A 24607-nucleotide genomic window follows, 5' to 3' on the forward strand; every position below is an offset into this window, starting at 1 on the left:
AGGGACCGAGGAGGAACCGACGCCATGGGCGAGCGAAGCGCGCAGGACAGGAACGGCAGGACCGAAGCCAGGCCGGGGGAGAGGACACACAGCGGGGCGGGTGACCGTCGATGAGCTCCCTCCTGCTGCTGACCAACGCCCTCCAGCCCTCCGCCGAGGTGCTGCCCGCGCTCGGGCTGCTGCTGCACAGCGTCCGCGTCGCCCCCGCCGAGGGTCCCGCGCTGGTGGACGTGCCGGGGGCCGACGTCATACTGATCGACGGCCGGCGGGACCTCCCGCACATTCGCAGCCTCTGCCAGCTGCTGCGCTCCACCGGCCCCGGCTGTCCGCTGCTCCTCGTCGTCACCGAGGGCGGCCTGGCCGCCGTCACCGCCGACTGGGGAGTGGACGACGTCCTCCTCGACACCGCCGGCCCCGCCGAGGTGGAGGCCCGGCTGCGGCTGGCCATGGGCCGGCAGCAGATCTCGACGGACGACAGCCCCATGGAGATCCGCACCGGCGACCTGTCCGTGGACGAGGCGACGTACAGCGCCAAGCTCAAGGGGCAGGTGCTGGACCTCACCTTCAAGGAGTTCGAGCTGCTGAAGTACCTGGCCCAGCACCCGGGCCGGGTCTTCACCAGGGCGCAGCTCCTCCAGGAGGTGTGGGGCTACGACTACTTCGGCGGCACCCGGACCGTGGACGTCCATGTGCGGCGGCTGCGGGCGAAGCTCGGGCCCGAGCACGAGTCGCTGATCGGGACCGTCCGGAACGTCGGTTACCGGTTCGTGCTGCCGGAGAAACCGGACAAGAGCGAGAAGACGGACGCCCCCGCTCAGGCGGCCGAACGGGTGACGGAGCCGCCGGCGCGGACCCCCGCCGCGGAGGCGTCGGCCCCCGGCCGGACAAAGAGTCCGCGACCGGCCGAACGGTAGGTGGACCCGCGTAGACTGCCGCGCGTGGCCAAGGTGACGCGGGACGATGTGGCGAGACTGGCGGGGACATCCACCGCGGTGGTCAGCTACGTCATCAACAATGGACCGCGCCCGGTGGCACCGGCGACGCGGGAGCGGGTGCTGGCCGCGATCAAGGAGCTCGGCTACCGGCCGGACCGGGTGGCCCAGGCGATGGCCTCCCGTCGGACGGACCTCATAGGTCTGATCGTCCCGGACGCCCGCCAGCCCTTCTTCGCGGAGATGGCGCACGCGGTCGAACAGGCCGCGGCCGAGCGCGGCAAGATGGTCCTCGTCGGAAACTCCGACTACCTCGACGAACGCGAAGTGCACTACCTGCGGGCCTTCCTGGGCATGCGGGTCTCCGGACTCATCCTGATCAGCCAGGGCCCGAGCGAGCACGCCGCCATAGAGATCGACGCGTGGGACGCCCGCGTGGTCCTCATGCACCGCCGCCCCGACGCGATCGACGACGTGGCCGTGGTGACGGACGACATCGGCGGTGCCCAGCTCGCGACCCGGCACCTCCTGGAGCACGGCCACCCCTACGTCGCCTGCCTCGGTGGCACCGAGCACACCCCGGCCGTCGGTGACCCGGTCACCGACCACGTCGAGGGCTGGCGCCGGGCCATGCGCGAGGCCGGCCGGTCCACCGAGGGCCGGCTCTTCCACGCCCCCTACAACCGCTACGACGCCTACAAGGTGGCCCTGGACCTGCTCTCCGGCCCGGACCGCCCGCCCGCCGTCGTCTGCGCCACCGACGACCAGGCGATCGGCGTGCTGCGCGCGGCCCGGGAGCTGCGCATCGACGTCCCCGGCGAGCTGGCCGTCGCCGGCTTCGACGACGTCAAGGAGGCCGCCCTCACCGACCCGCCGCTCACCACCGTGGCCTCCGACCGGCAGGCGATGGCCCGCTCGGCCGTCGACCTGGTGCTGGACGACGGCCTGCGGTTCGCGGGGACGCGGCGGGAGCGGCTGAAGCAGTTCCCCTCGGCGCTGGTCGTCCGGCGGTCGTGCGGGTGCGGCGGGGAGTAGCGGACTGCCGGGCCCCCGGCACCGGCGCGGCCACCACAGGCCGCGCCACTGTTTCCACCGTTTCCACCGGTCTCGTGGGTCCCACCGGGCCCATGCGCGGCGCTGTCCGCGGGGCGTCCGCCCCCTCGGCCGCCGATGCCCTCCCCCCGTCCCGTTCACGGCCGCAGCCGTGTCTGGACGAGGGCCTGCGATCCGTCCGTGCGCCAGTCCGGCCGCGAGGCGTCCAGCCGGTCCACGGTCTCCTTCGGGAGCCCCACGGCCACCTCGGACTTCAGGGTGCGGAGTGCGACGAGCGAACCGGGCACGCCGGACACGGCGTCGGCGAACGGGCGGTCCGCCGGCCAGGCGCGGTCGCCCACCAGGCGCCGGTAGTTGAGGTCGCCCTTGAACACGCACAGGCCGGCCGAGGCGAGGCCGGCGCGGAGATCGGCGGGCATGTCGGCGAATTCGAGGGGCGAGCAGAAGAACTCGTGGGTGGCCTGCCGGAGCCGGCCGGTGGCGGCGGCCTCGCGGAGGCGCCGGGCCGCCCGGCCCGCCTCGTTCCCGAAGGCGGCCATGCGCACCAGGCAGTCCCGGACGTCCGAGGCCGTGGCGTCGGAGACGTAGTACGGCCGCGGCTTGACGTGCAACACCACGGACGTCGCGCGTCCGGTCGTCAGCAGGTGGTCCACGAGGAGGAGGTCGGCGAGGAGCTCCCGGCCCGCGTTGTCGAGGATCACGTGAACGCCGCCCGGCGGGCGACGGCTGATGTGCTTCCACAGCGTCTCGACGTCGTCCGCGAGCAAGGGGACGCCGGAGGCTCCCGGACCGTCGGCGGGGTGGCCGTTCGCGGGACCGCCGCTCGTGGGACCGCCGTCCGTGGAGTCGCTGTTCGCGGGGTCGGTGACCGCCTGGACCAGCCGGAAACCCAGGTCGGCGCGGTTGCCGTAGAGGGAGGCCAGGACCAGGGCGCGGAACGCCTCGTCGGGCGGCGCGCCGGCGAGCCCGTCCAGCCAGGCGGTATCGGACTCCAGCCCGGGATCGGCCAGTTCGGCGCTCTTCATGGGGCCGAACGGATCGACGCCCTGCCAGGGGCCGGGGGAGAAGTGGTCCACGCACTCCAGCAGGCGCAGGTAGAAGTAGCTCTCCGCCCACAGGAACGGCGCCTCGCTCCACGGCCGGCCGTAGTGGCGCCGGTCCCGGGTCGCCCACGGAGCGGCCGCGGCCGTCTCCGGCGCGGGCGGCCGGACCCGGCCCGTGCGGGACTCGTCCAGCAGGGCGTCCAGCCGGGCTCTCTGCTCCGGCCCGTACGGATTGCCCTCGCACAGCCGCCGGACGAGGGCGGGGTGCCGTTCGTGGAAGACCCCCCAGCCGTAAGCGCCGGGGTCGGCGATGCCATGGACGGGGGCCGTGCCGTTCGCGTTCGGTGCCGTCATCGCGGTCATCTTCCGCACTCCTCGCTCCTCGAACACTCCGAGCGCGATCCCGGGCACGTCCCCGGGCGCTGCGGAGGAAACCGAATGGACGGGGAGGGGTGGAGAAGGGAATCCGGTGCTCCCGGAGCCGTCCCCGCCCCTCCGCAACATCAGGATGCCCGCCGGACGGCGCCGTATCGCCCGTTCGGACCATGACGGAACCCTGTCAGGGGCGCTCAGGAATGTCCGCGCGCCCCACGATCGTCCGGGCAGGACGCCGGAGGAGTGCCCCGGCGATGGCCACGCATCCTTCTGGCGAGCTTCTCAGCGCTCACTCAGACTGTTCTCATGAACAGGGAGGACAGTCATACATATGACGACGGAGAACCCCCGCCCGAGCGGTCGCCAGCACCCTGAGTCCCCCCGCGCCTACCCCGCCCCGCCGGCCCGGCCGCCGCAGGGCCCGGTGAGCACGCCGGACGGCTCCACCGTCTGGCCCGGCGGCACCACGGCGGCCGGCGCCGACGCGAGTGGCGCCCACGGCAGCGGCACGTACGCCTCCGGCGTGCACCGAAGCGGCGCGTACGCTCCCTTCGGCTCCGCGAGCCCCATGGGCCCCGACGCTTACGGCGGCGGACACGGCGGTCACGGCGGTCACGGCGGGTATGGCGACCACGGCGGTCCCAGCGGCCCCAGCGGTCTCGGTGGCTACGCCTCCTTCGGCCACGCCGCCCCCGCCCCGAAGCCGCCCCGCCGCCGCGGCGCCCGTACCCTCGTCGCGACCTGCGCCCTCGTCGCCGCCCTGGTCGGCGGCGGGTCCGCCGCGCTGGTCTCCGGGCTGACCGGCGGCGGTGGCGACACCGGCCGGCCGACCCCGGTGTCGAACGCGGCCAGTCGCAGCGCGGGGGTCAGCGCCGTGGCCCAGGCCGTCAGCCCCAGCATCGTGGAGATCAAGGCGGCCACGTCCGGCGGCCGCTCCACCGGTTCCGGCGTGATCGTCAGCGCGGGCGGCGAGGTGATCACCAACAACCACGTCATCGCCGGCGCGGACACCGTCCAGGTCACCCTCCACGACGGCACCACCAAGAAGGCCAAGGTCGTCGGCACCGACCCCGGCAAGGACCTCGCCCTGATCAGGATCGAGGGGGCGAACGGCCTCAAGCCCGCCAAGCTCGGCGACTCGGGCAAGCTCCAGGTCGGCGACCAGGTCGTCGCGATCGGCTCGCCCGAGGGCCTCACCGGCACCGTCACCAGCGGTATCGTCTCCGCCCTCAACCGCGAGGTCACCGTGCCCAAGGAGCAGGGCGGCGGGGGCCGGCAGCGCGACAACGGCCCGCAGTGGCCGTTCGAGTTCGGCGGCGAGCAGTACAACGGCGACACCGGCTCGTCCAAGACCACCTACAAGGCGATCCAGACCGACGCCTCCCTCAACCCGGGCAACTCCGGCGGCGCGCTCATCAACATGAACGGCGAGATCGTCGGCATCAACTCGGCCATGTTCGCGCCCGGTTCCGGAGGTGGCGGCGGCTCGTCCGACACCGCGGGCAGCGTCGGCCTCGGCTTCGCCATCCCGGTCAACGACGTCAAGGCCGACCTGGCCGGTCTCCGCGCGGGCGGCACGGGCGGCAGCGGCGACTGAGCCGCGGGCCGCAAGAGCCGCGGAGGGCCGCGTGGGAAGCTGAGGTACCGGCGGACCGGCCGCCGGCCGCCCGGGCGACCGTCGGGATGATCGCCGAGCCGTGGCACCCGTCGGAAGAAGCCCCGGCACCTGCCGTAAGCAGCCGCGGCGACCGCCGAAGCGGCCGAAGCGGCCACCGGCAGCAGCCCAGGCGACCGCAGAGAAGAACACGTGAGGAACGTCGATGAGCTCCGCCGACCCGTCCGCGTCCACGACCGCGCACGCCCCCGCGCCCACCCGCATCCTGGTCGTGGACGACGAGCCCGCCGTCCGTGAGGCGCTGCGCCGCAGCCTCGCCTTCGAGGGCTACGGCACCGAACTGGCCGTCGACGGCCTGGACGCGCTCGCCAAGGTCACGGCGTACGAGCCCGAACTGATCGTCCTCGACGTGCTGATGCCCCGCATGGACGGCCTCACCGCCGCCCGCCGGCTGCGCGCCGGCGGCGTCACCACCCCCATCCTCATGCTCACCGCCCGCGACACCGTCGGCGACCGCGTCACCGGCCTGGACGCCGGCGCGGACGACTACCTCGTCAAGCCGTTCGAACTCGACGAGCTGTTCGCCCGCATTCGCGCCCTGCTCCGCCGCAGCGCGTACGCCGCTCCGGCCGCGCCCGAGGAGACGCACGTCCTCACCTTCGCCGACCTGCGCATGGACCTCGACACCCGGGAGGTCACGCGCGGCGCGCGCCAGGTGGAGCTGACCCGCACCGAGTTCACCCTCCTCGAGCTCTTCCTCGCCCACCCCCGTCAGGTGCTCACCCGCGAACAGATCCTCAAGCACGTCTGGGGCTTCGAGTTCGAGCCGTCGTCCAATTCCCTCGACGTGTACGTGATGTACCTGCGCCGCAAGACCGAGGCCGGCGGCGAGCCGCGCCTCGTCCACACCGTGCGCGGCGTCGGCTACGTCCTCCGGGCGGACGGCGCGGAACGGCCGGACGGCGCGGCGCGAGCGGACGGTGCGGAACGGCCGGACGGCGCGGCGCGGACGCACGGTGCGGGACGACCGGACGGCGCCGCATGATCAAGCGTTTCCGCCGGCTGCCCCTCCGCTCCCGGCTCGCCCTGCTGACGGCCGCGGCCGTCGCCGTCGCCGTCGCGGTGGCCGCCGGAGCCTGCTGGATACTGACCAAGGAACAGCTCGAACAGCAGCGGGACACCACGCTGAGCCGCCAGAAGGTCGCCGACGACTACGTGCAGGGGCTGCTCGACCGGTGCGGCACCCGCGTCCCCGACAAGCTCGTCTCCCCGTCCCCGTACACCATCCAGGCCGTCACGGCCGACGGTGTCGCCTGCACCCAGCTCGGCCGGTCCCCGATCCGCGTCGCGGTCGAGGACGTGGCCGTCGCCACCGGGCGGCTGGACGACACCCTGCACGACGCCCGGGCCGACGACGGCACCGAGATGCGCGTGGCCACCTCCCGGGTGACGCCCGGGCTCGCCGTGATGATCGCCCAGCCTGCGAGCGACGTCGACCGGCCCATGAACGCGCTGGCCATCGTCCTCGTCGTCACCGCCGGCGTCGGTGTCCTCGGCGCGGCGGCCATCGGCCTCGTCATCGCCCGCGCGGCCCTCCGCCCGGTGGACCAGCTCACCGGCGCCGTCGAACACATCGCCCGCACCGAGGACCTGGCCGTCCGCATCCCCGCCGAGGGCGAGGACGAGATCGCCCGGCTCTCCCGCTCCTTCAACTCCATGACGGCCGCGCTCGCCTCCTCCCGGGACCGCCAGCAGCAGCTCATCGCCGACGCGGGCCACGAACTGCGCACCCCGCTCACCTCCCTGCGCACCAACATCGACCTGCTCGTGCGCAGCGAGGAGACCGGCCGGGCCATCCCGCCCGAGGACCGCAAGGCGCTGCTCGGCAGCGTCAAGGCGCAGATGACCGAACTGGCCGATCTCATCGGCGATCTCCAGGAGCTCTCGCGTCCCGACAGCGCCCCGGGCGCCGCGCCCGTCCAGGTCGTGGGGTTGCACGAGGCGGCGGCGCGGGCCGTGGAACGCGCCCGGTTGCGCGCCACGGGGCTCACGCTGACGGTGGCGCTCGACCCCTGGTACGTACGCGCCGAGGCGCCCGCGCTGGAGCGCGCGATCGTCAACCTGCTGGACAACGCGGTGAAGTTCAGCCCGCCCGGCGGGGAGATCGAGGTCCGGCTGTCCGGTGGCGAACTCACCGTGCGCGACCACGGCCCGGGCATCCCCGCCGAGGAACTCCCGCACGTCTTCGAACGCTTCTGGCGCTCCCCGTCCGCGCGCGGCCTCCCCGGCAGCGGCCTCGGCCTCTCCATCGTCGCCCGCACCGTCCGCCGCGCCGGTGGCGAGGTCGGCCTCCGGCCGGCGGAGGGCGGCGGCACGGTGGCCGTCGTCCGGCTGCCCGGGGCGGCGGTGGAACCCCCGGCGGAGGCGCCGGGGGTGTGAGGGCAAACGGTGCCCGTCGAATCCCTCCGCGCGCACGCTGTCAGGAATCCTTGACAACGTCTCGATGTCAGGAAATCCTGACAGCATGACGGATGACGGCACGCCGGCCGATCTGGTCGGCCGAGTAACCGACAAGGACCCGGCCGTGGGCATGCAGGCCGTGGTCGCGCTGCGGCGCCTGCTGGAGGAGCTCGAACGCCTCCACGTCGACAACGCCCGTGACCAGGGCTGGGCATGGCAGCGCATCGCGGACGCACTGCGGGTGAGCAGGCAGTCCGTGCACGAGAAGCACGCGGGCAGGCGCAAGGCCGAAGGCAAGGAGAGCTGAGTGTTCGACCACTTCACCGACCCCGGGAAACAGGCCGTGGTCACCGCACAGGACCAGGCCGTGGATCTCGGCCACGACTTCGTCGGAACCGAGCACCTGCTGCTCGGCCTCCTCGGCACCACCGGCGGCGGCGCCGGCGCGGTGCTCACCGGATGCGGCGTCGACCTGCCGCGGGCGCGCGAGCGCGTCGTCCGGCTGCGGCAGGCGGACGGGACGCCGGCGACGGGCGGGCAGGAGGCGAAGGACGCCCTGGCCGGGCTCGGCATCGACGCGGACGAGATCCGCCGCCGGGCCGACGACTCCTTCGGCGCGGGTGCCTTCCGGTTCCCGCGCCCGGCCTACACGGAGAACGCCAAGAAGGCGTTGACGGCCGCCGTCCACGAGGCCCAGGCCCTCCGGCACGACCGCATCGGCACCGAACACGTCCTCCTCGGCCTGCTCGCGGTGGACGAGGGAACGGCGCTGAAGGTGCTCGCGGCACTCGGCGTCGAGATCACCGTCATCCGGCCGACGGTCCTCGACGCACTGGACCGAACCGCCTCTTGAGCCACGCGGAGGCGCGCGGCGCCGCTCGGGCTTCCCCCGGGCGGCGCTTCGGTATGTGCCGCGCGCCGTGGCGAACAGGGAGGAACGCGGGTTCGCAAGGGAACAGTTGATCGCGCCAGGCTTCGAATGGGTGATCGCTTGGCGAAAGCGGGGTGAGCGCTTCGCGGTAGTCGTACGTTCAGCCCATGGTCACGTCACAACATGAGACATCGCACCGGATCTTTCAGGAGCACCCCGGGTTGTTGTCGCCCGTGTTCCGGATCCTTGGTGTCTCCCTGCCGGAAGAAGCGGCCGTCGAAGTGCTCACGGGCGACGTCACGGAGATCCGCCCGTTGGAACGCCGGGTGGACAGCGTTCTGCGTATCAGGCCGCCCGACGGTGGCGACGGGTTCCTGCTCGCCATCGAGGCGCAGGGGCGCAGGGCCGAGGACAAGCCGGTGAGTTGGGCCTACTACCTGTCGTTCCTGATGGCGAAGTACTCCTGCCCGGCGCTCCTGCTCGTCGTGTGCCAGGACAAGGCCACGGCAGGCTGGGCGGCCGGCCCTTTTCCGCTGGGCCACGCCGAGTGGACGACGCTCTCCGTACAGCCGCTCGTCCTGGGGCCGGGCAATCTTCCGGTCATCCTGGACGTCGAAGAGGCCGCACAGGACCTCACCCTGGCGGCGTTCTCCGCGCTGACACACGGGCGGCATCCGGACGCCACGGCCATACTGGAGACACTGGCTCGAGCGCTGGACACGGTCGACCGGGAAACCTCCAAGTACTACTGGGAAATGCTGGAGATCGGCCTGGGGGACACCCGGGCAAGGGAAACCTGGAGGAAGCTGATGAACGTCCGCACGTACTTCCCCGGCCGCGGCACCCTCATTGAGGAGACGTACGACAAGGGCCTGGCCGATGGTCGGGAGAAGGGCCTGGCCGAGGGCCAGGAGATGGGCCGGGCCGAGGGGTGCGCCGAGGGTCGCCTCAAGGAGCGTGCCCAGCAGGTGCTGCGCACCCTGGCCCACCGCGAGATCGACGTGCCGGACGCGGTGCGGGAACGCGTCAGCGGCTGCGCAGATCTCGACACCCTCGGTCTGTGGCTCGACCGCGCCTTCACCGTCACCCGCGCCGAGGACCTCTTCGACGAGCAGCCCTGACGTCGGGAACCATCACGGCCGCGTTACGACGTCGCGCCCCGCGGCGGAGGGATCCGCCGCGGGGCGACGTCACGGATGGTGCCGTCGTCCGGTGCTTACTTCACGACCGTGATCCGTCCCGCCTCCGGCGGGGACAGCGGGCTGGTCTTGGTGGAGTGCGCGCCCAGGTAGGCGAGGAAGACGTCCAGGTCCGACGCGCCGACGCGCTTGTTCTTGGCCTCCTTGAAGGCGGTGAAGCCGTCGCCGCCGCCCATCAGGAACTCGTTGGCCGCGACGCGGTACGTCTTCGCCGGGTCGATCGCCGTGCCATCGAGCTTCACGGACGAGGCGACGACGCGGTCGGCGCCGGTCTTCGTCAGGTCCAGGGTGTAGGTCAGGCCCTTGCTGATCTGCAGGATCTTCGGCTGGGGGCCGTTGACCGCGCCGCTGACCTGCTGCTGGAGGACGGAGATGACCTGCGCGCCGGTGAGGTCGGCGGTCTGCATCATGTTGGTGAACGGCTGGACGGTGAACGCCTTGCCGTAGGTGACGACGCCGTCGCCCTCGCCGCCCGCCGCCTTGTAGGCGAGGTCGGAGCGGATGCCGCCGGGGTTCATGAAGGCGATCCGGGCGCCGCCCTTGTCGGCCGGGGCCAGGGCTTCCAGCTGGGAGTCGGCGATGACGTCGCCGAGCGGCTTCTCGTACGCGTCGGAGCCGCGGCCGTTGATGTCGGCGCTGATGTAGCCGACGGGCCGGTTGGCGACCGGCGCGGCGAGCGCGTTCCAGCGGGCGATGAGGGAGGTCATGTCCGCGGCCTTGGGGCGGTCGCGGTCGACGACGTGGTTGGTGGCGTGCGGCCGGGTGACCGGGGTGCGGACGAAGTCACGGGTGCGGCGGTCGTACGTCAGCGTGGTGTCCGTGTACAGGCGGCCGAAGGAGGCGGCGGAGGTCACCGTGCGCGGGTTGCCCGCCGGGTCGGGGATGGTGCAGGCGTACGCCTGGTGCGTGTGGCCGGTGATGAAGGCGTCGACCTTCGGCGTGACCTTCTTGGCGATGTCGACGATCGGGCCGGAGATGCCCGCGCCGGCGCCCGGGCTGTCGCAGTCGTCGTTGTACGCGCCCGAGGCCGGCATGCCGCCCTCGTGCACGAGGGTGACGATCGCCTTGACGCCCTGGCGGTCGAGCTCCTTGGCGTACTTGTCGATGGTCGCGACCTCGTCGGCGAACTTCAGGCCCTTGACGCCCTCGGCCGTGACGACGTCGGGGGTGCCCTTGAGCGTCAGGCCGATGATGCCGATCTTCACGCCCTTGTGCCGCCAGATCGTGTACGGCTTGAGGATGGGCTTGCCGGTCTTCTCGTCGGTGACGTTCGCGGCGAGGTAGGGGAAGTCCGCGCCCCGGAACTTCTTGCCCTTCTCGAAGCAGCCGTCCTTGGGGTGGCAGCCGCCGCGCTGCATCCGCACCAGCTCGGCCCGGCCCTCGTCGAACTCGTGGTTGCCCACCGAGGTGACGTCGAGCTTCAGCTTGTTGAGCGCCTCGATGGTGGGCTCGTCGTGGAAGAGGCCGGACATCAGCGGGCTGGCGCCGATCATGTCGCCGGCCGCCGCGGTGATCGAGTACTCGTGGCCCTTGCGCGCGGTGCGGAGCGCGTCGGCCAGGTACTCCATCCCGCCCGCGGGTATGACCTTCTTCGTCCCGTCCTTCTGCTTCTCCGTGACGGTGCCGGACGAGCCCTGCGGCGGCTCCAGGTTGCCGTGCAGGTCGTTGAAGGACAGCAGCTGGACGTCGACGGTCCGGCCGTGCCCGTGGCCGTGGTCACGGCCGTGACCGTGCGCGGTCGCCGCCCCGGCGGGCGCGGCGGCGAGGACACCGGCGGTGGCGGCGAGGACGGCGGCGCTGGCGGTCAGCCGTCTCGCGAGACGCTTCCGTGGCGGCGTCGCGTGCATGGATTCCCCTTTGTGAATGTTCGTGCTGGTTTGGCGAATGCCGGGTGGTGCGGTCTGCCGCAGCCTACGGTCAACGCGCGTAGTGCACAGGAGGCTTGAGGTGACGAATCGGTAGCGCCCGGGCGTTTCCTCCGTGCCGTACGCCGTGGTCGCCCCGCCATGCACCCCTGTTCCGGATTCGGCCGCGGCATAGGCTCGGTGCCATGACTGACGAGTGGAACGACGACAGCGGGCGGCGCCGGATCGAGGTGCTGGACGAGCCGGCGCCCGAGCGCGCGCGGGACGTGCTGCAGCTGATCGCGGAGGCCGCCGCGGCCGACGGCCGGCAGGCCGTCTCCGAGCAGGGCCGGCTCCAGCTGAAGGGCGGCCGGCCGGGCGTCCGGCACCTGATGCTGCACGACGTGACCGACGGCGCGGAGGTCCTCGCCGGGTACGCGCAGCTGGAGGACACCGATCCCGTCGAGGCGCCCACCGGCGAGCTCGTGGTGCACCCGGCGTACCGGGGGCGCGGCCACGGCCGGGCGCTGGGCAACGCGCTGCTGCGGGAGTCCGGCAAGCGGCTGCGGGTCTGGGCGCACGGCGGCCACCCGGCCGCGCGCCACCTCGCGCAGGTGCTGGGGATGAGCCTGTTCCGCGAGCTGCGGCAGATGCGGCGTCCGCTGGCCGACCTCGATCTCCCCGACCCCCGGCTGCCCGACGGCGTGACCGTCCGGACCTTCCGGCCCGGGGACGACGACGCGGCCTGGCTCGCCGTCAACGCCGAGGCGTTCGCCCACCATCCGGAACAGGGCTCGCTCACCCAGCGCGACCTGGACGACCGCAAGGCCGAGGGCTGGTTCGACCCCGAGGGCTTCTTCCTCGCCGAACGCGACGGCGGGATCGTCGGTTTCCACTGGACGAAGGTGCACGCCGAGGAGGGCCTCGGCGAGGTGTACGTCGTCGGCATCCGGCCCGGTGCCCAGGGCGGTGGCCTCGGCAAGGCCCTGACCACCATCGGCCTCCGCCACCTCGCCGCGGCCGGCCTGCCGACGGCGATGCTCTACGTGGACGCGGACAACGGGCCCGCCGTGTCGGTGTACGAGCGGCTGGGGTTCACGGTCCACGAGACGGACCTGATGTACCGCACGGAGTCCTGAGCCCGGACGGGACGTGTGTTGACGAGGGAAGCGGAGTGACGTCATCCTGCTTTCACTAGGCATTTGGTGGAATGCCGGTTCAGCGGAGGCAGGGTGAGGTCGTGGTCGAGTTCCGCATCGACCGCCGCAGCGGCGTCGCTCCTTATGTGCAGATCGCCCGGCAGGTCGAACAGGCGCTCCGGCTGGGCCTGCTGATGCCGGGCGACCAGCTCCCCACCGCCCGGGAGGTCGTGGCGGCCACCGCCATCAACCCCAACACCGTCCTGAAGGCGTACCGCGAACTCGACCGCGCGGGCCTGGTCGAGGCGCGCCCCGGACTCGGGACGTTCGTCCGGCGCTCCCTGGCGCGGCCGGGAGCCGCCGCGGACTCGCCGCTCCGCGCCGAGCTGGCCGGCTGGGCGGAACGGGCCCGCGCGGCCGGTCTCGACCGGGACGACGTCTCCGCCGTGGTGGCATCCGTCCTGGACGAATGCTTCGGCGGCGCGCCTCCCGACGGCTCGTACGCCACCGGCCATGTCAGTCACACCGACCAAGCCGACCACCCTGACCAACCCCGCCACACCGATCCCGTCGGCCATACCCACCACACTCACCCTGCCCACCCCACCCACCACGCCGACGAGGGGACCGCATGACCGACCTGACCTACGTCCCCGGCGGAACCGCCGTCGAGGCGGCCGGGCTGGGGGTGAAGCACCGGCGCTCCTGGGCGTTGCGGGACTGCTCGTTCCGGGTGCCCACGGGACGGGTCTGCGCGCTCGTCGGGCCCAACGGCGCCGGCAAGTCGACCCTGCTCTCGGTCATCGCGGGGCTGCGGCGGCCGGAGACGGGGCGGCTGGAGGTGCTGGGCGGGCCGGTGGGGCACCGGGGGACGCGGCCCCGGGTGGCGTACCTGTCCCAGGACAAGCCGCTGTACCCGCAGTTCACCGTGGCCGACACGCTGCGCATGGGCCGCGAGCTCAACCCCGGCCGCTGGGACGGGGCGGCGGCGGAACGCCTGGTGCGGGAGGGGAACCTGCCGGCGCACGCGCGCGTCGGCGCCCTCTCCGCGGGCCAGCGCACCCGCGTCGCCCTCGCCCTGGCCTTCGGCAAGCGCCCCGACCTGCTGCTGCTCGACGAGCCGATGGCCGACCTCGACCCGCTGGTACGGCACGAGATGACGGCCGCCCTGATGGCCGAGGCCGCCGAGCACGCCACCACGATCGTGCTGGCCTCGCACGTCCTCTCCGAGCTCGACGGCGTCTGCGACTACCTGTTGCTGCTGGGCGGCGGCCGGATCCGGCTGGCGGGCGAGGTCGAGGACCTGGTCGGCGTGCACCGCGTCGTCGTGGGCCGCCACGAGGGGCCGGGGCTGCCCAGGGCGTTCGACGCGCACACGGTCGTCTCGGCGCGGACGACGGGCCGGCAGCTCACCGCCGTCCTCCGGCCGGAGGGGCCGATCGCGGGCCGGTGGGAGACGTCGGAACCCACCCTGGAGGACCTGCTCCTCGCCCACCTGCGCGCACCCGGCGTCCCCCCGCTGCTGACCCCGAGCGCCGAACCCCGGTCCGGGAGGGCCGCCGCGTGACCGTCACTCTGTCCTCCGCTTCCTCACCCGCCCCCGCCGAATCCACCGCACCGGAGCCCGGACGCGGCCGGTTCCGGCCGAGGGGTTTCGTCTGGCTCGTCCTGCGCCAGCACCGGGCGACCCTGGTCGTCCTGACGCTGCTGCTGGTCGTCGAGCTGGTGCAATTGGCGCTCCTGGGATACCTGTTGCGGAAGGACGCGGACGTCCGGGCGCTCGCGGACCTCTGCGCCGGCGGTGGCCGGGAGTGCGCCGAACGCTGGTCGCCGGCCGCCGACTTCCAGGCCGGGTACGGTGACGCGCTGCACTTCAACGGGCTGCTCGTGCAGTATGTGCCGCTGCTGGCGAGCCTGTTCACCGCCGGTCCGATGGTCGCCCGCGAGCTGGAGAGCGGTACCTGGCGGCTGGCGTGGACGCAGTCCCTCCCGCCGGCGCGCTGGCTCGCGGCCAAACTCGCGGTGCCCACGGCACTGGTGCTCGTCGGGGTGTCGCTGATGTCGGCGCTCTACACCTGGTGCTGGACGGCCGTGCCCACCGAGCTGCTGCCCGGCCAGCGCTGGTACGACTCGTTCGGGATGCTCGGCCCGATGCCCGTCGCCGACGCGCTGTGGGGGGTCGCGTTCGGGGCGCTCGCGGCGCTGGTGACCCGGCGCACGGTGCCGGCGATGGTCCTGACGCTGGTGGGGTACGGGGTGGTCCGGTCCGCGCTGGGTTACGTACGGCCCGACCTGTGGCCCCGCACCCGGACGGTCTCGCTGGGCATGCCGGGGTACCCGAATGACGGCACCTGGGTCATCGGGCGCGGCCTGATCACCCGTTCGGGTGAACGGCTGTCGGACGATGTCTGTGGCGTCGGGGTGTCCCCCGAGCGCTGCCTCACCACCCACAACGCCGACCGCTGGTACCTGGACCACCATCCCCCGGCGGACCACTGGCCCCTGGCGTGGCTGGAGGCGGGCATCCTCACGGCCCTGGCCGCACTCGCCGCCTGGACGGCGCTGCGGTGGGTACGGCACGTCGTGCCGTAGGCCCGGCCGCGCCCCGCGGCGTGCCACCGGAATCCTCCGGTCACCGCCGGGAGGCCCCGGGTTCCCCGCACGCCATGTGGGCGTTACCCGTGATTCAACCGCGGTTGCCAGTCTTGCGGAATGCAGCCGGTCGCCCCCACGCACGACAACGCAGGCCACGCGCCGCCGCGGTCTCCGCCGTGCCCGCCCTCCCGGGCGAGCGGAACAATGAGGGCATGGCAGATCCTCCGGCGTCCTCGCGCCCCGGGAAGCGGAGCGGCCGTCCGGCGACCGGAACGGGGGCCCGCGCCCCGGCGGTCTCCCGGCCGCCGGGCACCGGCCGGGCCCGGCCGGCCCGGACATCCCCGAACCGGAACCCGACCTGGACGCCGACCTCGACGGCTACGCCGCATACGACGCGTACGACGGGCACGAGCCCGCCCCCTGCGCGGCGGTTCCCTACGCGGCCGCCCCCTACACGGAGGCCCTCGACGCGGCGGCCCGCGCGGCGGACGCCGGGATCGACTACGCGGACGGTTACGACGGCCGCGAGGAGGACCCGGCCCGCGACGGCGAGCCGCTGCCCGAGAACCGCTTCCTGGACCGCGAGCGCAGCTGGCTGGCGTTCAACGAGCGGGTGCTGGAGCTGGCCGAGGATCCGGCCACCCCGCTCCTGGAACGCGCCAACTTCCTGGCGATCTTCGCGAGCAACCTCGACGAGTTCTTCATGGTCCGCGTCGCCGGCCTCAAGCGCCGCATCGCCACCGGCGTCGCCACCCGCTCCGCGTCCGGCCTCCAGCCGCGCGAGGTGCTGGAGCTGATCTGGACCCGCTCCCGGGAGCTCATGGCCCGGCACGCCGCCTGCTACCAGCAGGACGTCGCGCCCGAGCTGGCCGAGCGGGGCATCCACCTGATCCGCTGGGCCGAGCTGACCGACAAGGAGCAGGCCCGCCTCTTCACCCTCTTCCGCCGGCGGATCTTCCCCGTCCTCACCCCGCTCGCCGTCGACCCGGCGCACCCCTTCCCGTACATCTCCGGGCTGTCGCTCAACCTGGCCGTGGTCGTCCGCAACCCGGTCAGCGGGCATGAGCACTTCGCACGGGTGAAGGTGCCGCCGCTGCTGTCGCGGTTCCTGGAGGCGTCGCCGCAGCGGTACGTGCCGCTGGAGGACGTGATAGCGGCGCACCTGGAGGAGTTGTTCCCGGGGATGGAGGTGCTGGGGCACCACATGTTCCGGGTGACGCGCAACGAGGACCTGGAGGTCGAGGAGGACGACGCCGAGAACCTGCTCCAGGCGCTGGAGAAGGAGCTCATGCGCCGCCGCTTCGGCCCGCCCGTGCGGCTGGAGGTCGAGGAGTCCATCGACCCGTACGTCCTGGACCTGCTCGTCCGCGAGCTGAAGATCTCCGACGCGGAGGTCTACCCGCTGCCGGGTCCGCTCGACCTCACCGCGCTGTTCCACATCGCGGCCCTGGACCGGCCGGAGCTCAAGTACCCCACCTTCGTCGCCGGGACGCACCGCGACCTGGCCGAGGTGGAGTCCGCGACGGCGCCGGACGTGTTCGCCGCCCTGCGCGAGCGGGACGTGCTGCTCCACCATCCGTACGACTCGTTCTCCACCTCCGTCCAGTCCTTCCTCGAACAGGCCGCGGCCGACCCGGACGTCCTCGCCATCAAGCAGACGCTCTACCGGACGTCCGGCGATTCCCCGATCGTCGACGCCTTGATAGACGCCGCGGAGTCCGGGAAGCAGGTGCTCGTCCTGGTCGAGATCAAGGCGCGCTTCGACGAGCAGGCGAACATCAAGTGGGCGCGGAAACTGGAGGAGGCCGGCTGCCATGTCGTCTACGGGCTCGTCGGCCTGAAGACGCACTGCAAGCTGTCCCTGGTGGTACGGCAGGAGGGCGACACCCTCAGACGCTATTCACACGTGGGAACGGGCAACTACCACCCGAAGACCGCCCGGCTCTACGAGGATCTGGGGCTGCTCACCGCCGACCCCCAGGTGGGCGCCGACCTGTCCGACCTCTTCAACCGGCTCTCCGGCTACTCCCGCCGGCAGACCTACCGGCGGCTGCTCGTCGCCCCCCGCTCGCTCCGCGACGGCCTGGTCGCCCGCATCACCCGGGAGATCGCCCACCGCCGGGACGGCCGTCCGGCCTCCATCCGGATCAAGGTCAACGCGATGGTGGACGAGACGGTGATCGACGCCCTCTACCGCGCCTCGCGCGCCGGGGTCCCGGTGGACGTATGGGTGCGCGGCATCTGCGCCCTGCGGCCCGGGGTGCCCGGACTGTCGGAGAACATCCGGGTCCGCAGCGTCCTCGGACGGTTCCTCGAACACTCCCGCCTCTTCGCCTTCGCGAACGGAGGGGAGCCCGAAGTGTGGCTCGGCAGCGCCGACATGATGCACCGCAACCTCGACCGGCGCATCGAGACGCTCGTCCGGGTCACCGACCCCGCGCACCGCGCCTCGCTCAGCCGGCTGCTGGAACTCGGCATGTCCGACCGGACCGCGTCCTGGCACCTAGGCCCGGACGGCGGCTGGACCCGGCACGCGACCGACGCCGACGGCCGGCCGCTGCGCAACGTCCAGGAAATCCTCATCGACGCCCGGAGGCGCCGGCGTGGCACAGCGACCCCGTGACTCCTCGGGCGCCCTCACCGCGGCCGGGGGGCGGCCCGACACGACGACGGACACGGCCGGCGGGCCGCCGCCCCAGGTACGCCGCGGCGCGGAGGGCAGGGAGCGGCCGCCGCACGGCACCGGCAGCGCCGCCGACGTCCTCGCCCGCTACCTCCACCAGCAGGCGACGGAGTTCCTGCGCGGCCTGCGGCTGCACGGCGACAGCGGGCACGGCGCCGGGACCGCGGCGGAGGAGGCGGCCGAGGCCGTCCGCCTGCTGCGCGGTGCCGCCCGCCGCATCGCGGGGACGCTCCAAGTCTTCCGCCCGCTGGTCGAGGTGCCGTGGACCGATCAGTTCCGGTCCGAACTCGGCTGGCTGACCGAGGCGTTGGGACGCGAGTACGCCTGCGCGGCACGGCTCGCGCGGCTGCGGGGCGCGTTGCACCGGCTCTCCGGCGCGGCCGAGGCCGGAAGCGCCGCCGCACCCGCCGTGGGCGCCGCGCGCGCCGGCGCGCTGCTGGAACGCCAGCTCACGCTGGCCCGGACACGCGCCCACTCGGCGGCGCTCCAGGCGCTCGGCTCCGCGCGTTTCCACGCGGTCGCCGACGCCGTCGCCGTCCTGTCGACCGATCCGCCGCTCGACTCCGCCGCCCACGACCTGCGGGCCCAGGAGGCCCTGCCGCTGCTGGCCGAACAGAGCCACCGGCTGCTCCTGGAAGCGGTCGACACCCTGCCACTGGCCGCCGCCGGCCTCCCCTACAACGGCGAGGCGCTCTCCCACGGCCTCGCCGAAGCGGGCGTCCCCGCGGCCGAGAGCAGGCAGGACGCGCCCTGGCACCAGGTACGCCTGCTGGTCCGGCTGCGCCGGTACGCGCAGGAGGTGCTCGACGAACAGCACCAGACGGAGGTGGAACCCGGCCTCACCATAAGGCTGCTGAGCGCCGGCCAGGCCCTCGACCACCACCGCGACGCGGCCGAGGCCGCCGCCTACGCCGCGGCCGCCGCCCGCACCCCGCGCATCGCCCCGGCCACCGCGTACGCCCTCGGCGTCCTCCACGCGGACCAGCGGTACGAGGTCGAGGCCGCGCGCTTCGCCTTCGGCCGGGTCTGGCAGCGGATGGGGGTGCCTGCCCGGTGAAGCCGGTACGGCCGCCCGCCGGGGCGGTGGTCCGCGCGGCGGGGTGCGTGCTGTGGCGGCGGGGGCCGGAGGGGATCGAGCTCGCGCTCGTCCATCGGCCGAAGTATCTGGACTGGTCGTTTCCGAAGGGGAAGCTCAAGAAGGGGGAAGAGGCGCGGGTGGGGGCGTTGCGGGAGGTCCGTGAGGAGACGGGTTTGGACTGCGTCCTGGGGCCGGCTCTCCCGACCTCGCGTTATCCCGTCGCGGACGGGCGCCTCAAGGAGGTCCGGTATTGGGCGGCACAGCCGGTCAGCGGGGCGTTCGCCCCCAATCGGGAGGTCGACCGCCTGGCGTGGTTGTGCCCTGACGAGGCGCGTTCTCGTCTGACACACGACCGGGACCGCGGGCTGGTGGACGCCTTGCTGGCGGCTTTGGGAGTGGATTAGCCCCGGTCCCGCCCTTTCACCGTTTCTGCGGGAGGGCCCGCACCCCCGAAGCGCGCTGCGCGCTCCCCCAGAGGGGGTGCCCCCAGTCCTCAAACGCCGGACGGGCTGGAATAGCCTGTCCGGCGTTTGAGGACGAGCGGCGAAGCCGCGAAGGGGGTCTGGGGCGCAGCCCCAGGAAGCGGTGAAGGGGAGGGACCGGGGCACCGTCACCCCCGAGGGGCCACCGCCTCCCACCGCACCGTGACCTCCCCCTGCCGCCACCGCCGAGGCCCGTCGGCAAGCGGCCAGTCCCCGGCGAGCGAGGACACCGCCCGGATCCACCGCTGCCGGGCACCCAGCGAAGCGTAAGGAGCGGCCGCCGCCCAGGCCCGGTCGAAATCCCGGAGAAAAGCGTGCACGGGCTCCCCGGGCACATTCCGGTGGATGAGCGCCTTCGGTAGCCGCTCCGCCAGGTCCGACGGCGCGCCGAGCGACCCCAGCCGCGTCGCGAAGGTGACGGTCCGCGGGCCCTCGGGCCCGAGCGCGACCCACACGTGCCGCCGCCCGATCTCGTCGCAGGTGCCCTCGACGAGCAGCCCGTCGGGGTCGAGCCGGGCGCACAGCCGCGCCCAGACGGCGGCGACGGAAGCCTCGTCGTACTGCCGCAGTACGTTCGCCGCCCGGATGATCAGTGGCCGGCGCCCGGCGGCGAGGGGCACTTCGAAGCCGCCGTGGGCGAAGGTCAGCCCGTCCCGTTCGTAGGGCACGGCGGCGGCCACCCGCGCCGGGTCGATCTCGACGCCGACCACCCGCGCGTCGGCCCGCACCCGGCGCAGCCGGTCCAGCAGTTCGACGGCGGTCCAGGGGGCGGCGCCGTAGCCGAGGTCGACGGCGACGGGGTCGGCGGCGCGGCGCAGGGCGGTGGCGTGGGCGGCGGTGATCCAGCGGTCCATCCGGCGCAACCGGTTCGGATTGGTCGTGCCGCGCGTCGCCGTCCCGACGGGGCGGTGCGGCGGGGCGGGGGCGGGTCGGGCGGCGGCCATGCACCGAGCGTAAGCGGTTCCGGCCCGGCGCCGGACGGTGAGGGCCGCATCACTCTTTGGTAAAGGAGGGAAGGGGAATCCCCGACCCCGTGTTCGAAGGGTTGACCTCTGCATCAGGTCCCCGCACCGGGCCCCTGACGCATCAGACCCACGCACGCCCCCCACAGGCGGACGGAGGACCCGAACGGTGAGCCAGTACGCACCCCGGCGCGGCACGCGCCGCACCCGTACGCATGGCAGCCCCTTCTCCCGGAGCCAGCAGTTCCTGCGCCGTGCGCAGGGCCGGCTGCCGCGCCGCGTCGCGATGCTGAGCGTCCACACGTCGCCGCTGCACCAGCCCGGCACGGGTGACGCGGGCGGCATGAACGTCTACATCGTCGAGCTCGCCAAGCGGCTCGCCGCGCTCGGCGTCGAGGTGGAGGTCTTCACCCGGGCGACCACCGGGCAGCTGCCGCCCGCCGTGGAGCTGGCGCCCGGCGTCCTCGTCCGGCACATCGACGCCGGCCCGTACGAGGGGCTGGCGAAGGAGGAGCTGCCGGCCCAGCTGTGCGCCTTCACCCACGGGGTGACGCAGGCGTGGGCGGGGCACCGGCCGGGCTACTACGACCTGGTCCATTCGCATTACTGGCTGTCCGGCCACGTCGGCTGGCTGGCGGCCGACCGCTGGGGCGTGCCGCTGGTGCACGCGATGCACACGATGGCCAAGGTGAAGAACGCGGCGCTGGCCGAGGGCGACACGCCGGAGCCGCAGGCCCGGGTGATCGGTGAGACGCAGATCGTCCGCGCGGCCGACCGGCTGATCGCCAACACGGAGGGGGAGGCCGAGGAGCTGATCCGGCACTACGACGCGGCCCCGGACAAGGTCGCCGTCGTCCACCCGGGCGTCAATCTGGAGCGGTTCCGGGAGGCCGACGGCCGGGCCGCCGCCCGCGACCGGCTCGGGCTGCCGCAGGACGCGCTGGTCCCGCTGTTCGCCGGCCGGATCCAGCCGCTGAAGGCGCCCGACGTGCTGCTGCGCGCGGTGGCCGAACTGCTGGACCGCCGGCCCGCGCTGCGCTCGCGGATCGTCGTCCCGGTGGTGGGCGGCCCGAGCGGCAGCGGCCTGGCGAAGCCGGAGGAGCTCCAGAAGCTGGCCGCCCGGCTGGGCATCGCCGACGTGGTCAGATTCCGTCCGCCGGTCGACCAGGAGCGGCTCGCGGACTGGTACCGCGCCGCGTCCGTGCTGGTCATGCCCTCGTACAGCGAGTCGTTCGGCCTGGTGGCGGTGGAGGCGCAGGCGTGCGGCACACCGGTCGTCGCGGCCGCGGTGGGCGGGCTTCCGGTGGCGGTCCGGCACGGGACCAGCGGGTTCCTGGTGGACGGCCACGACCCCGTCGACTACGCGCGGGCGCTCGAACGCTTCGCGGACGCGCCGGAGCTCGCGGACACGATGGGCGCCGCGGCGGCGGCGCACGCCCGGTCCTTCGGCTGGGACACGGCGGCCGCCGCGACGGCCGCGGTGTACACCGAGGCGATCGGCGAGCGGCGGCGTCGCCTACGCTCGTCGCATGGCTGAACGGCAGATGTCCGACGCGAGGACCGTCATCGAGCGCACGCTCGCCGAGGCCGCGATCGAGTGGGAGAGCCCGGCCGACGGCACGTACGTCGTGAAGCTGCCCGGCACCCGGAAGCTGTCGACGACCGTGTCGCTGGTCGTCGGCAACCACTCCCTCTCCGTCAACGCCTTCGTGGTGCGCCGCCCCGACGAGAACCACGAGGCGGTGCACCGCTGGCTGCTGGAGCGCAACACCCGGCTGTACGGCGTCGCCTACGCCGTCGACCACCTCGGTGACGTCTACCTCGTCGGGCGGCTGCCGCTGGCGGCCGTCACGCCGGAGGAGGTCGACCGGATCCTCGGCGTGGTGCTGGAGAACGCGGACGGCAGCTTCAACACCCTGCTGGAGATGGGGTTCGCGAGCGCGATCCGCAAGGAGTACGCGTGGCGCACCGCCCGGGGCGAGTCCACGCGCAACCTGGAGGCGTTCGGACGGCTGACGGGGGAGGGGCGTACGGGACCTGACGCCCCGTCGACCTGACCTGGCGAGCCGTCAGGCGGACTGCGGAGCAGGCCGTTCCTCCCGCTCCGCTCCCCCCGCGCGCACCGCGTCCGTGACGTCCGTGACCTCCGTGACGTCCATGGCGCCTTCTTCCGGCAGGTTCCGGGTCAGCAGCCAGTAGCCGGCCGCCGCGAAGGTGCCGATCACCGCGCACCCGGCCCAGAGCACGTCCGCGCCGAACTCCTCGATGACCGCGCCGCCCGTCAGCGGCGCGACCAGGGCCGACAGCGTCCAGGACAGCGAGAACACGCCCTGGTAGCGGCCCCGCGCGTGGCGCGGCGAGAAGCGCACCACCATGCCGGACTGCGTGGGGGCGTTGACGATCTCGGCGAGCGTCCAGACGACGATGGTCAGCGCGAAGAAGCCGACCGATCCGGCGAACGCGGTCAGGCCGAAGCCGTACCCGGCGAGCAGGGCGGAGAAGACCAGCAGCATCCGCGGGTCGCGGCGTTCGATGAGGCGGGTCACCGGGATCTGGAGGGCGACGATCATGATGCCGTTGACGGCCATCACCATGCCGTAGTCCTGGGTGGAGAGCCCCGCCCGGCCCATCGCCACCGGCAGCGCGACCGAGCTCTGCGTGAAGAGGAGCGCCACCAGGAAGGCCAGGCCGGTGACGCCCATGAACCGCCCGTCCCGCAGGACCGTGCCCAGCCCCACGGCGGGCGCGTCCTCGCCGGGCGCCGACGGCGCGGCCGGCTCGGGCCGCGACTCGGGGAGCGTGAAGTAGGCCAGGACGGCGCAGACCAGCGTGATCGCGGCTTCCCCGAGGAAGCCGGCCAGGTAGCTGTACTCGGCGACGAAGCCGGCCGCCGTGGTGGAGATCGCGAAACCGAGGTTGATCGCCCAGTAGTTGATCGAGTACGCCCGTAGCCGGTCCTCGGGCCGGACGATGTCGGCCATCATCGCGGTGACGGCGGGCCGCGAGGAGTTGCTCGCCAGCCCCACCAGGAACGCGGCGCCCGAGATCGACACGGGATCGTGCACGAAGCCGAGCAGCGCCACCGAGGCGGCCGTCCCGACCTGGGCGATCATCAGGGTGGGCCGCCGCCCGAGCCGGTCGGTCAGCACCCCCGCCCCGACCGAGGCGATCACCCCGCCGAGCCCGTGCAGGGCGGCGACCAGCCCGGCGAAGAAGGCGGAGTAGCCGCGCTCCAAGGTCAGGTACAGGGCGAGGAAGGTGGCGACGAACGAGCCCAGCCGGTTGACCAGCGTGCAGACCCACAGCCACCAGAACGCGCGCGGCAGCCCCGCCACGCTTTCCCTCGCCGCTCTGCCCATCCGCGTCATCACGCGCCCGCCCCCTTGTAAGTGCCGTTCTGGTGCTCCGCACGTTACGAGCGTCTGGCGTGGGCACGCCATTCAATTGACGAGGTGCGTCAAACGGCGCCGTGAGCGGCACCCCCACCCCGTCGATTACGCTCAAGGGCATGGCCGACGCACCGTACAAGCTCATCCTCCTCCGCCACGGCGAGAGCGAGTGGAACGCGAAGAACCTGTTCACCGGCTGGGTGGACGTCAACCTCAACGAGAAGGGCGAGAAGGAGGCCGTCCGCGGCGGAGAACTGCTCAAGGACGCCGGCCTGCTCCCTGACGTGGTCCACACCTCCCTCCAGAAGCGCGCCATCCGCACCGCGCAGCTGGCCCTGGAGGCGGCCGACCGCCACTGGATCCCCGTGCACCGTTCCTGGCGCCTGAACGAGCGCCACTACGGCGCCCTCCAGGGCAAGGACAAGGCCCAGACGCTGGCCGAGTTCGGCGAGGAGCAGTTCATGCTCTGGCGCCGCTCGTACGACACCCCGCCGCCCGCCCTGGAGGACGGCGCCGAGTTCTCCCAGAGCGAGGACCCGCGCTACGCCTCCATCCCCCCGGAGCTGCGCCCCCGCACCGAGTGCCTCAAGGACGTCGTCGTCCGCATGCTGCCGTACTGGTACGACGGCATCGTCCCGGACCTGCTGGCCGGCCGCACGGTCCTGGTCGCCGCCCACGGCAACTCGCTGCGCGCCCTGGTCAAGCACCTGGACGGCATCTCCGACGCCGACATCGCGGGCCTCAACATCCCCACCGGCATCCCGCTCGCCTACGAGCTCGACGCCGACTTCCGCCCGGTCGTCCCCGGCGGCACCTACCTCGACCCGGAGGCCGCGAAGGCCGCGATCGAGGCCGTGAAGAACCAGGGCAAGAAGAAGTAAGCCCGG

22 protein-coding genes are annotated in these 24607 nt (G+C 73.2%); 18 read left to right on the forward strand and 4 right to left on the reverse strand.

The features are described from left to right. Window positions 1–110: 110 nt before the first annotated feature. Both ACQEVS_RS19385 and ACQEVS_RS19390 read left to right on the forward strand, forming a co-directional pair. Window positions 111–914: a winged helix-turn-helix domain-containing protein gene (locus ACQEVS_RS19385; RefSeq protein ID WP_433022029.1), complete on the forward strand. Its 804-nt coding sequence runs from the start codon at window positions 111–113 to the stop codon at window positions 912–914. 24 nt (window positions 915–938) lie between these two features. Continuing rightward, on the forward strand, window positions 939–1967 hold the full coding sequence (locus ACQEVS_RS19390) for a LacI family DNA-binding transcriptional regulator (protein WP_004943907.1): 1029 nt from the start codon (window positions 939–941) through the stop codon (window positions 1965–1967). A 155-nt stretch (window positions 1968–2122) separates the two neighbouring features. Here ACQEVS_RS19390 and ACQEVS_RS19395 read toward each other — a convergent pair whose 3' ends face one another. Beyond that, the gene (locus ACQEVS_RS19395; RefSeq protein WP_433022032.1) at window positions 2123–3391 is read right to left on the reverse strand and encodes a damage-control phosphatase ARMT1 family protein; all 1269 of its coding nucleotides are present in this window, start codon (window positions 3389–3391) and stop codon (window positions 2123–2125) included. 343 nt (window positions 3392–3734) lie between these two features. On the opposite strand from ACQEVS_RS19395, the gene ACQEVS_RS19400 reads away from it, so the two are divergent. The 6 genes from ACQEVS_RS19400 (at window position 3735) to ACQEVS_RS19425 (ending at window position 9470) form a co-directional block, all read left to right on the forward strand. After that, window positions 3735–5000: a S1C family serine protease gene (locus ACQEVS_RS19400; protein ID WP_433022034.1), complete on the forward strand. Its 1266-nt coding sequence runs from the start codon at window positions 3735–3737 to the stop codon at window positions 4998–5000. 223 nt (window positions 5001–5223) lie between these two features. Further along, window positions 5224–6063 (forward strand): response regulator transcription factor, encoded by an 840-nt coding sequence (locus tag ACQEVS_RS19405; RefSeq protein WP_433022036.1) that lies wholly within the window; start codon window positions 5224–5226, stop codon window positions 6061–6063. Further along, window positions 6060–7457 carry a sensor histidine kinase gene (locus tag ACQEVS_RS19410; RefSeq protein WP_433022038.1) on the forward strand — a complete coding sequence of 466 codons (1398 nt, stop codon included), beginning with the start codon at window positions 6060–6062 and terminating at the stop codon, window positions 7455–7457. The genes ACQEVS_RS19405 and ACQEVS_RS19410 overlap by 4 nt, the downstream gene beginning before the upstream one ends. 85 nt (window positions 7458–7542) lie before the next feature. Further along, entirely contained in the window at window positions 7543–7785 is a 243-nt protein-coding gene (locus ACQEVS_RS19415) for a hypothetical protein (RefSeq protein WP_433022040.1), read from the forward strand. Continuing rightward, window positions 7786–8331, forward strand: coding sequence for a Clp protease N-terminal domain-containing protein (locus tag ACQEVS_RS19420; protein ID WP_433022042.1), 546 nt, complete (start codon window positions 7786–7788; stop codon window positions 8329–8331). Between the two features lie 251 nt (window positions 8332–8582). Then, window positions 8583–9470 carry a hypothetical protein gene (locus ACQEVS_RS19425; protein WP_433027704.1) on the forward strand — a complete coding sequence of 296 codons (888 nt, stop codon included), beginning with the start codon at window positions 8583–8585 and terminating at the stop codon, window positions 9468–9470. Window positions 9471–9565: 95 nt separating this feature from the next. Here ACQEVS_RS19425 and ACQEVS_RS19430 read toward each other — a convergent pair whose 3' ends face one another. Beyond that, a complete protein-coding gene (locus ACQEVS_RS19430) occupies window positions 9566–11395 on the reverse strand; it encodes a bifunctional metallophosphatase/5'-nucleotidase (RefSeq protein ID WP_433022044.1) in 1830 nt (609 codons plus the stop codon). Window positions 11396–11598: 203 nt separating this feature from the next. On the opposite strand from ACQEVS_RS19430, the gene mshD reads away from it, so the two are divergent. The 7 genes from mshD to ACQEVS_RS19465 all read left to right on the forward strand — a co-directional run bounded on the left by mshD (window position 11599) and on the right by ACQEVS_RS19465 (window position 19291). After that, window positions 11599–12531, forward strand: coding sequence for a mycothiol synthase (gene mshD, locus ACQEVS_RS19435; protein ID WP_433022046.1), 933 nt, complete (start codon window positions 11599–11601; stop codon window positions 12529–12531). Window positions 12532–12632: 101 nt separating this feature from the next. Beyond that, complete coding sequence (locus tag ACQEVS_RS19440; RefSeq protein WP_433022048.1) at window positions 12633–13166, forward strand: GntR family transcriptional regulator; 534 nt, start codon at window positions 12633–12635, stop codon at window positions 13164–13166. Continuing rightward, the gene (locus ACQEVS_RS19445; protein WP_433022050.1) at window positions 13163–14098 is read left to right on the forward strand and encodes an ABC transporter ATP-binding protein; all 936 of its coding nucleotides are present in this window, start codon (window positions 13163–13165) and stop codon (window positions 14096–14098) included. Before ACQEVS_RS19440 ends, ACQEVS_RS19445 begins: the two co-directional genes overlap by 4 nt. Next, window positions 14095–15123: an ABC transporter permease gene (locus ACQEVS_RS19450; RefSeq protein WP_433022052.1), complete on the forward strand. Its 1029-nt coding sequence runs from the start codon at window positions 14095–14097 to the stop codon at window positions 15121–15123. Before ACQEVS_RS19445 ends, ACQEVS_RS19450 begins: the two co-directional genes overlap by 4 nt. Before the next feature lie 499 nt (window positions 15124–15622). Beyond that, the gene (locus ACQEVS_RS19455; RefSeq protein WP_433027707.1) at window positions 15623–17749 is read left to right on the forward strand and encodes an RNA degradosome polyphosphate kinase; all 2127 of its coding nucleotides are present in this window, start codon (window positions 15623–15625) and stop codon (window positions 17747–17749) included. Next, a complete protein-coding gene (locus ACQEVS_RS19460) occupies window positions 17730–18866 on the forward strand; it encodes a CHAD domain-containing protein (protein ID WP_433022054.1) in 1137 nt (378 codons plus the stop codon). The genes ACQEVS_RS19455 and ACQEVS_RS19460 overlap by 20 nt, the downstream gene beginning before the upstream one ends. Next, window positions 18863–19291: an NUDIX hydrolase gene (locus ACQEVS_RS19465; protein ID WP_433022056.1), complete on the forward strand. Its 429-nt coding sequence runs from the start codon at window positions 18863–18865 to the stop codon at window positions 19289–19291. The genes ACQEVS_RS19460 and ACQEVS_RS19465 overlap by 4 nt, the downstream gene beginning before the upstream one ends. Before the next feature lie 206 nt (window positions 19292–19497). On the opposite strand, the gene ACQEVS_RS19470 is transcribed toward ACQEVS_RS19465, so the two are convergent. After that, a complete protein-coding gene (locus ACQEVS_RS19470) occupies window positions 19498–20313 on the reverse strand; it encodes a class I SAM-dependent methyltransferase (protein WP_433022058.1) in 816 nt (271 codons plus the stop codon). 187 nt (window positions 20314–20500) lie between these two features. Between ACQEVS_RS19470 and mshA the strand changes: the two genes are divergently transcribed. Both mshA and ACQEVS_RS19480 read left to right on the forward strand, forming a co-directional pair. Further along, a complete protein-coding gene (mshA, locus tag ACQEVS_RS19475; protein ID WP_433022060.1) occupies window positions 20501–21868 on the forward strand; it encodes a D-inositol-3-phosphate glycosyltransferase in 1368 nt (455 codons plus the stop codon). Then, window positions 21861–22388: a YbjN domain-containing protein gene (locus ACQEVS_RS19480; protein WP_433022062.1), complete on the forward strand. Its 528-nt coding sequence runs from the start codon at window positions 21861–21863 to the stop codon at window positions 22386–22388. The genes mshA and ACQEVS_RS19480 overlap by 8 nt, the downstream gene beginning before the upstream one ends. A 12-nt stretch (window positions 22389–22400) precedes the next feature. Here ACQEVS_RS19480 and ACQEVS_RS19485 read toward each other — a convergent pair whose 3' ends face one another. Next, window positions 22401–23699, reverse strand: a complete 1299-nt coding sequence (locus tag ACQEVS_RS19485) for an MDR family MFS transporter (RefSeq protein ID WP_433022064.1) — start codon at window positions 23697–23699, stop codon at window positions 22401–22403. 140 nt (window positions 23700–23839) lie between these two features. Here ACQEVS_RS19485 and ACQEVS_RS19490 point away from each other — a divergent pair, with 140 nt between their 5' ends. Beyond that, window positions 23840–24601, forward strand: a complete 762-nt coding sequence (locus tag ACQEVS_RS19490; protein ID WP_185941564.1) for a phosphoglyceromutase — start codon at window positions 23840–23842, stop codon at window positions 24599–24601. Window positions 24602–24607: the final 6 nt, after the last annotated feature.

This window comes from Streptomyces sp. CA-181903 (assembly GCF_050937075.1).
In the GTDB taxonomy this organism is placed as follows: domain Bacteria; phylum Actinomycetota; class Actinomycetes; order Streptomycetales; family Streptomycetaceae; genus Streptomyces.

Bases quoted from the DNA above. Each gene is read 5' to 3' on its own strand.
- ACQEVS_RS19395 (WP_433022032.1), bottom strand. From the start codon at position 3,391: ATGACCGCGATGACGGCACCGAACGCGAACGGCACGGCCCCCGTCCAT.
- ACQEVS_RS19485 (WP_433022064.1), bottom strand. From the start codon at position 23,699: ATGACGCGGATGGGCAGAGCGGCGAGGGAAAGCGTGGCGGGGCTGCCG.
- ACQEVS_RS19430 (WP_433022044.1), bottom strand. From the start codon at position 11,395: ATGCACGCGACGCCGCCACGGAAGCGTCTCGCGAGACGGCTGACCGCC.
- ACQEVS_RS19410 (WP_433022038.1), top strand. From the start codon at position 6,060: ATGATCAAGCGTTTCCGCCGGCTGCCCCTCCGCTCCCGGCTCGCCCTG.
- ACQEVS_RS19445 (WP_433022050.1), top strand. From the start codon at position 13,163: ATGACCGACCTGACCTACGTCCCCGGCGGAACCGCCGTCGAGGCGGCC.
- ACQEVS_RS19400 (WP_433022034.1), top strand. From the start codon at position 3,735: ATGACGACGGAGAACCCCCGCCCGAGCGGTCGCCAGCACCCTGAGTCC.
- ACQEVS_RS19385 (WP_433022029.1), top strand. From the start codon at position 111: ATGAGCTCCCTCCTGCTGCTGACCAACGCCCTCCAGCCCTCCGCCGAG.
- mshD (WP_433022046.1), top strand. From the start codon at position 11,599: ATGACTGACGAGTGGAACGACGACAGCGGGCGGCGCCGGATCGAGGTG.
- ACQEVS_RS19470 (WP_433022058.1), bottom strand. From the start codon at position 20,313: ATGGCCGCCGCCCGACCCGCCCCCGCCCCGCCGCACCGCCCCGTCGGG.
- ACQEVS_RS19480 (WP_433022062.1), top strand. From the start codon at position 21,861: ATGGCTGAACGGCAGATGTCCGACGCGAGGACCGTCATCGAGCGCACG.
- ACQEVS_RS19405 (WP_433022036.1), top strand. From the start codon at position 5,224: ATGAGCTCCGCCGACCCGTCCGCGTCCACGACCGCGCACGCCCCCGCG.
- ACQEVS_RS19415 (WP_433022040.1), top strand. From the start codon at position 7,543: ATGACGGATGACGGCACGCCGGCCGATCTGGTCGGCCGAGTAACCGAC.
- ACQEVS_RS19490 (WP_185941564.1), top strand. From the start codon at position 23,840: ATGGCCGACGCACCGTACAAGCTCATCCTCCTCCGCCACGGCGAGAGC.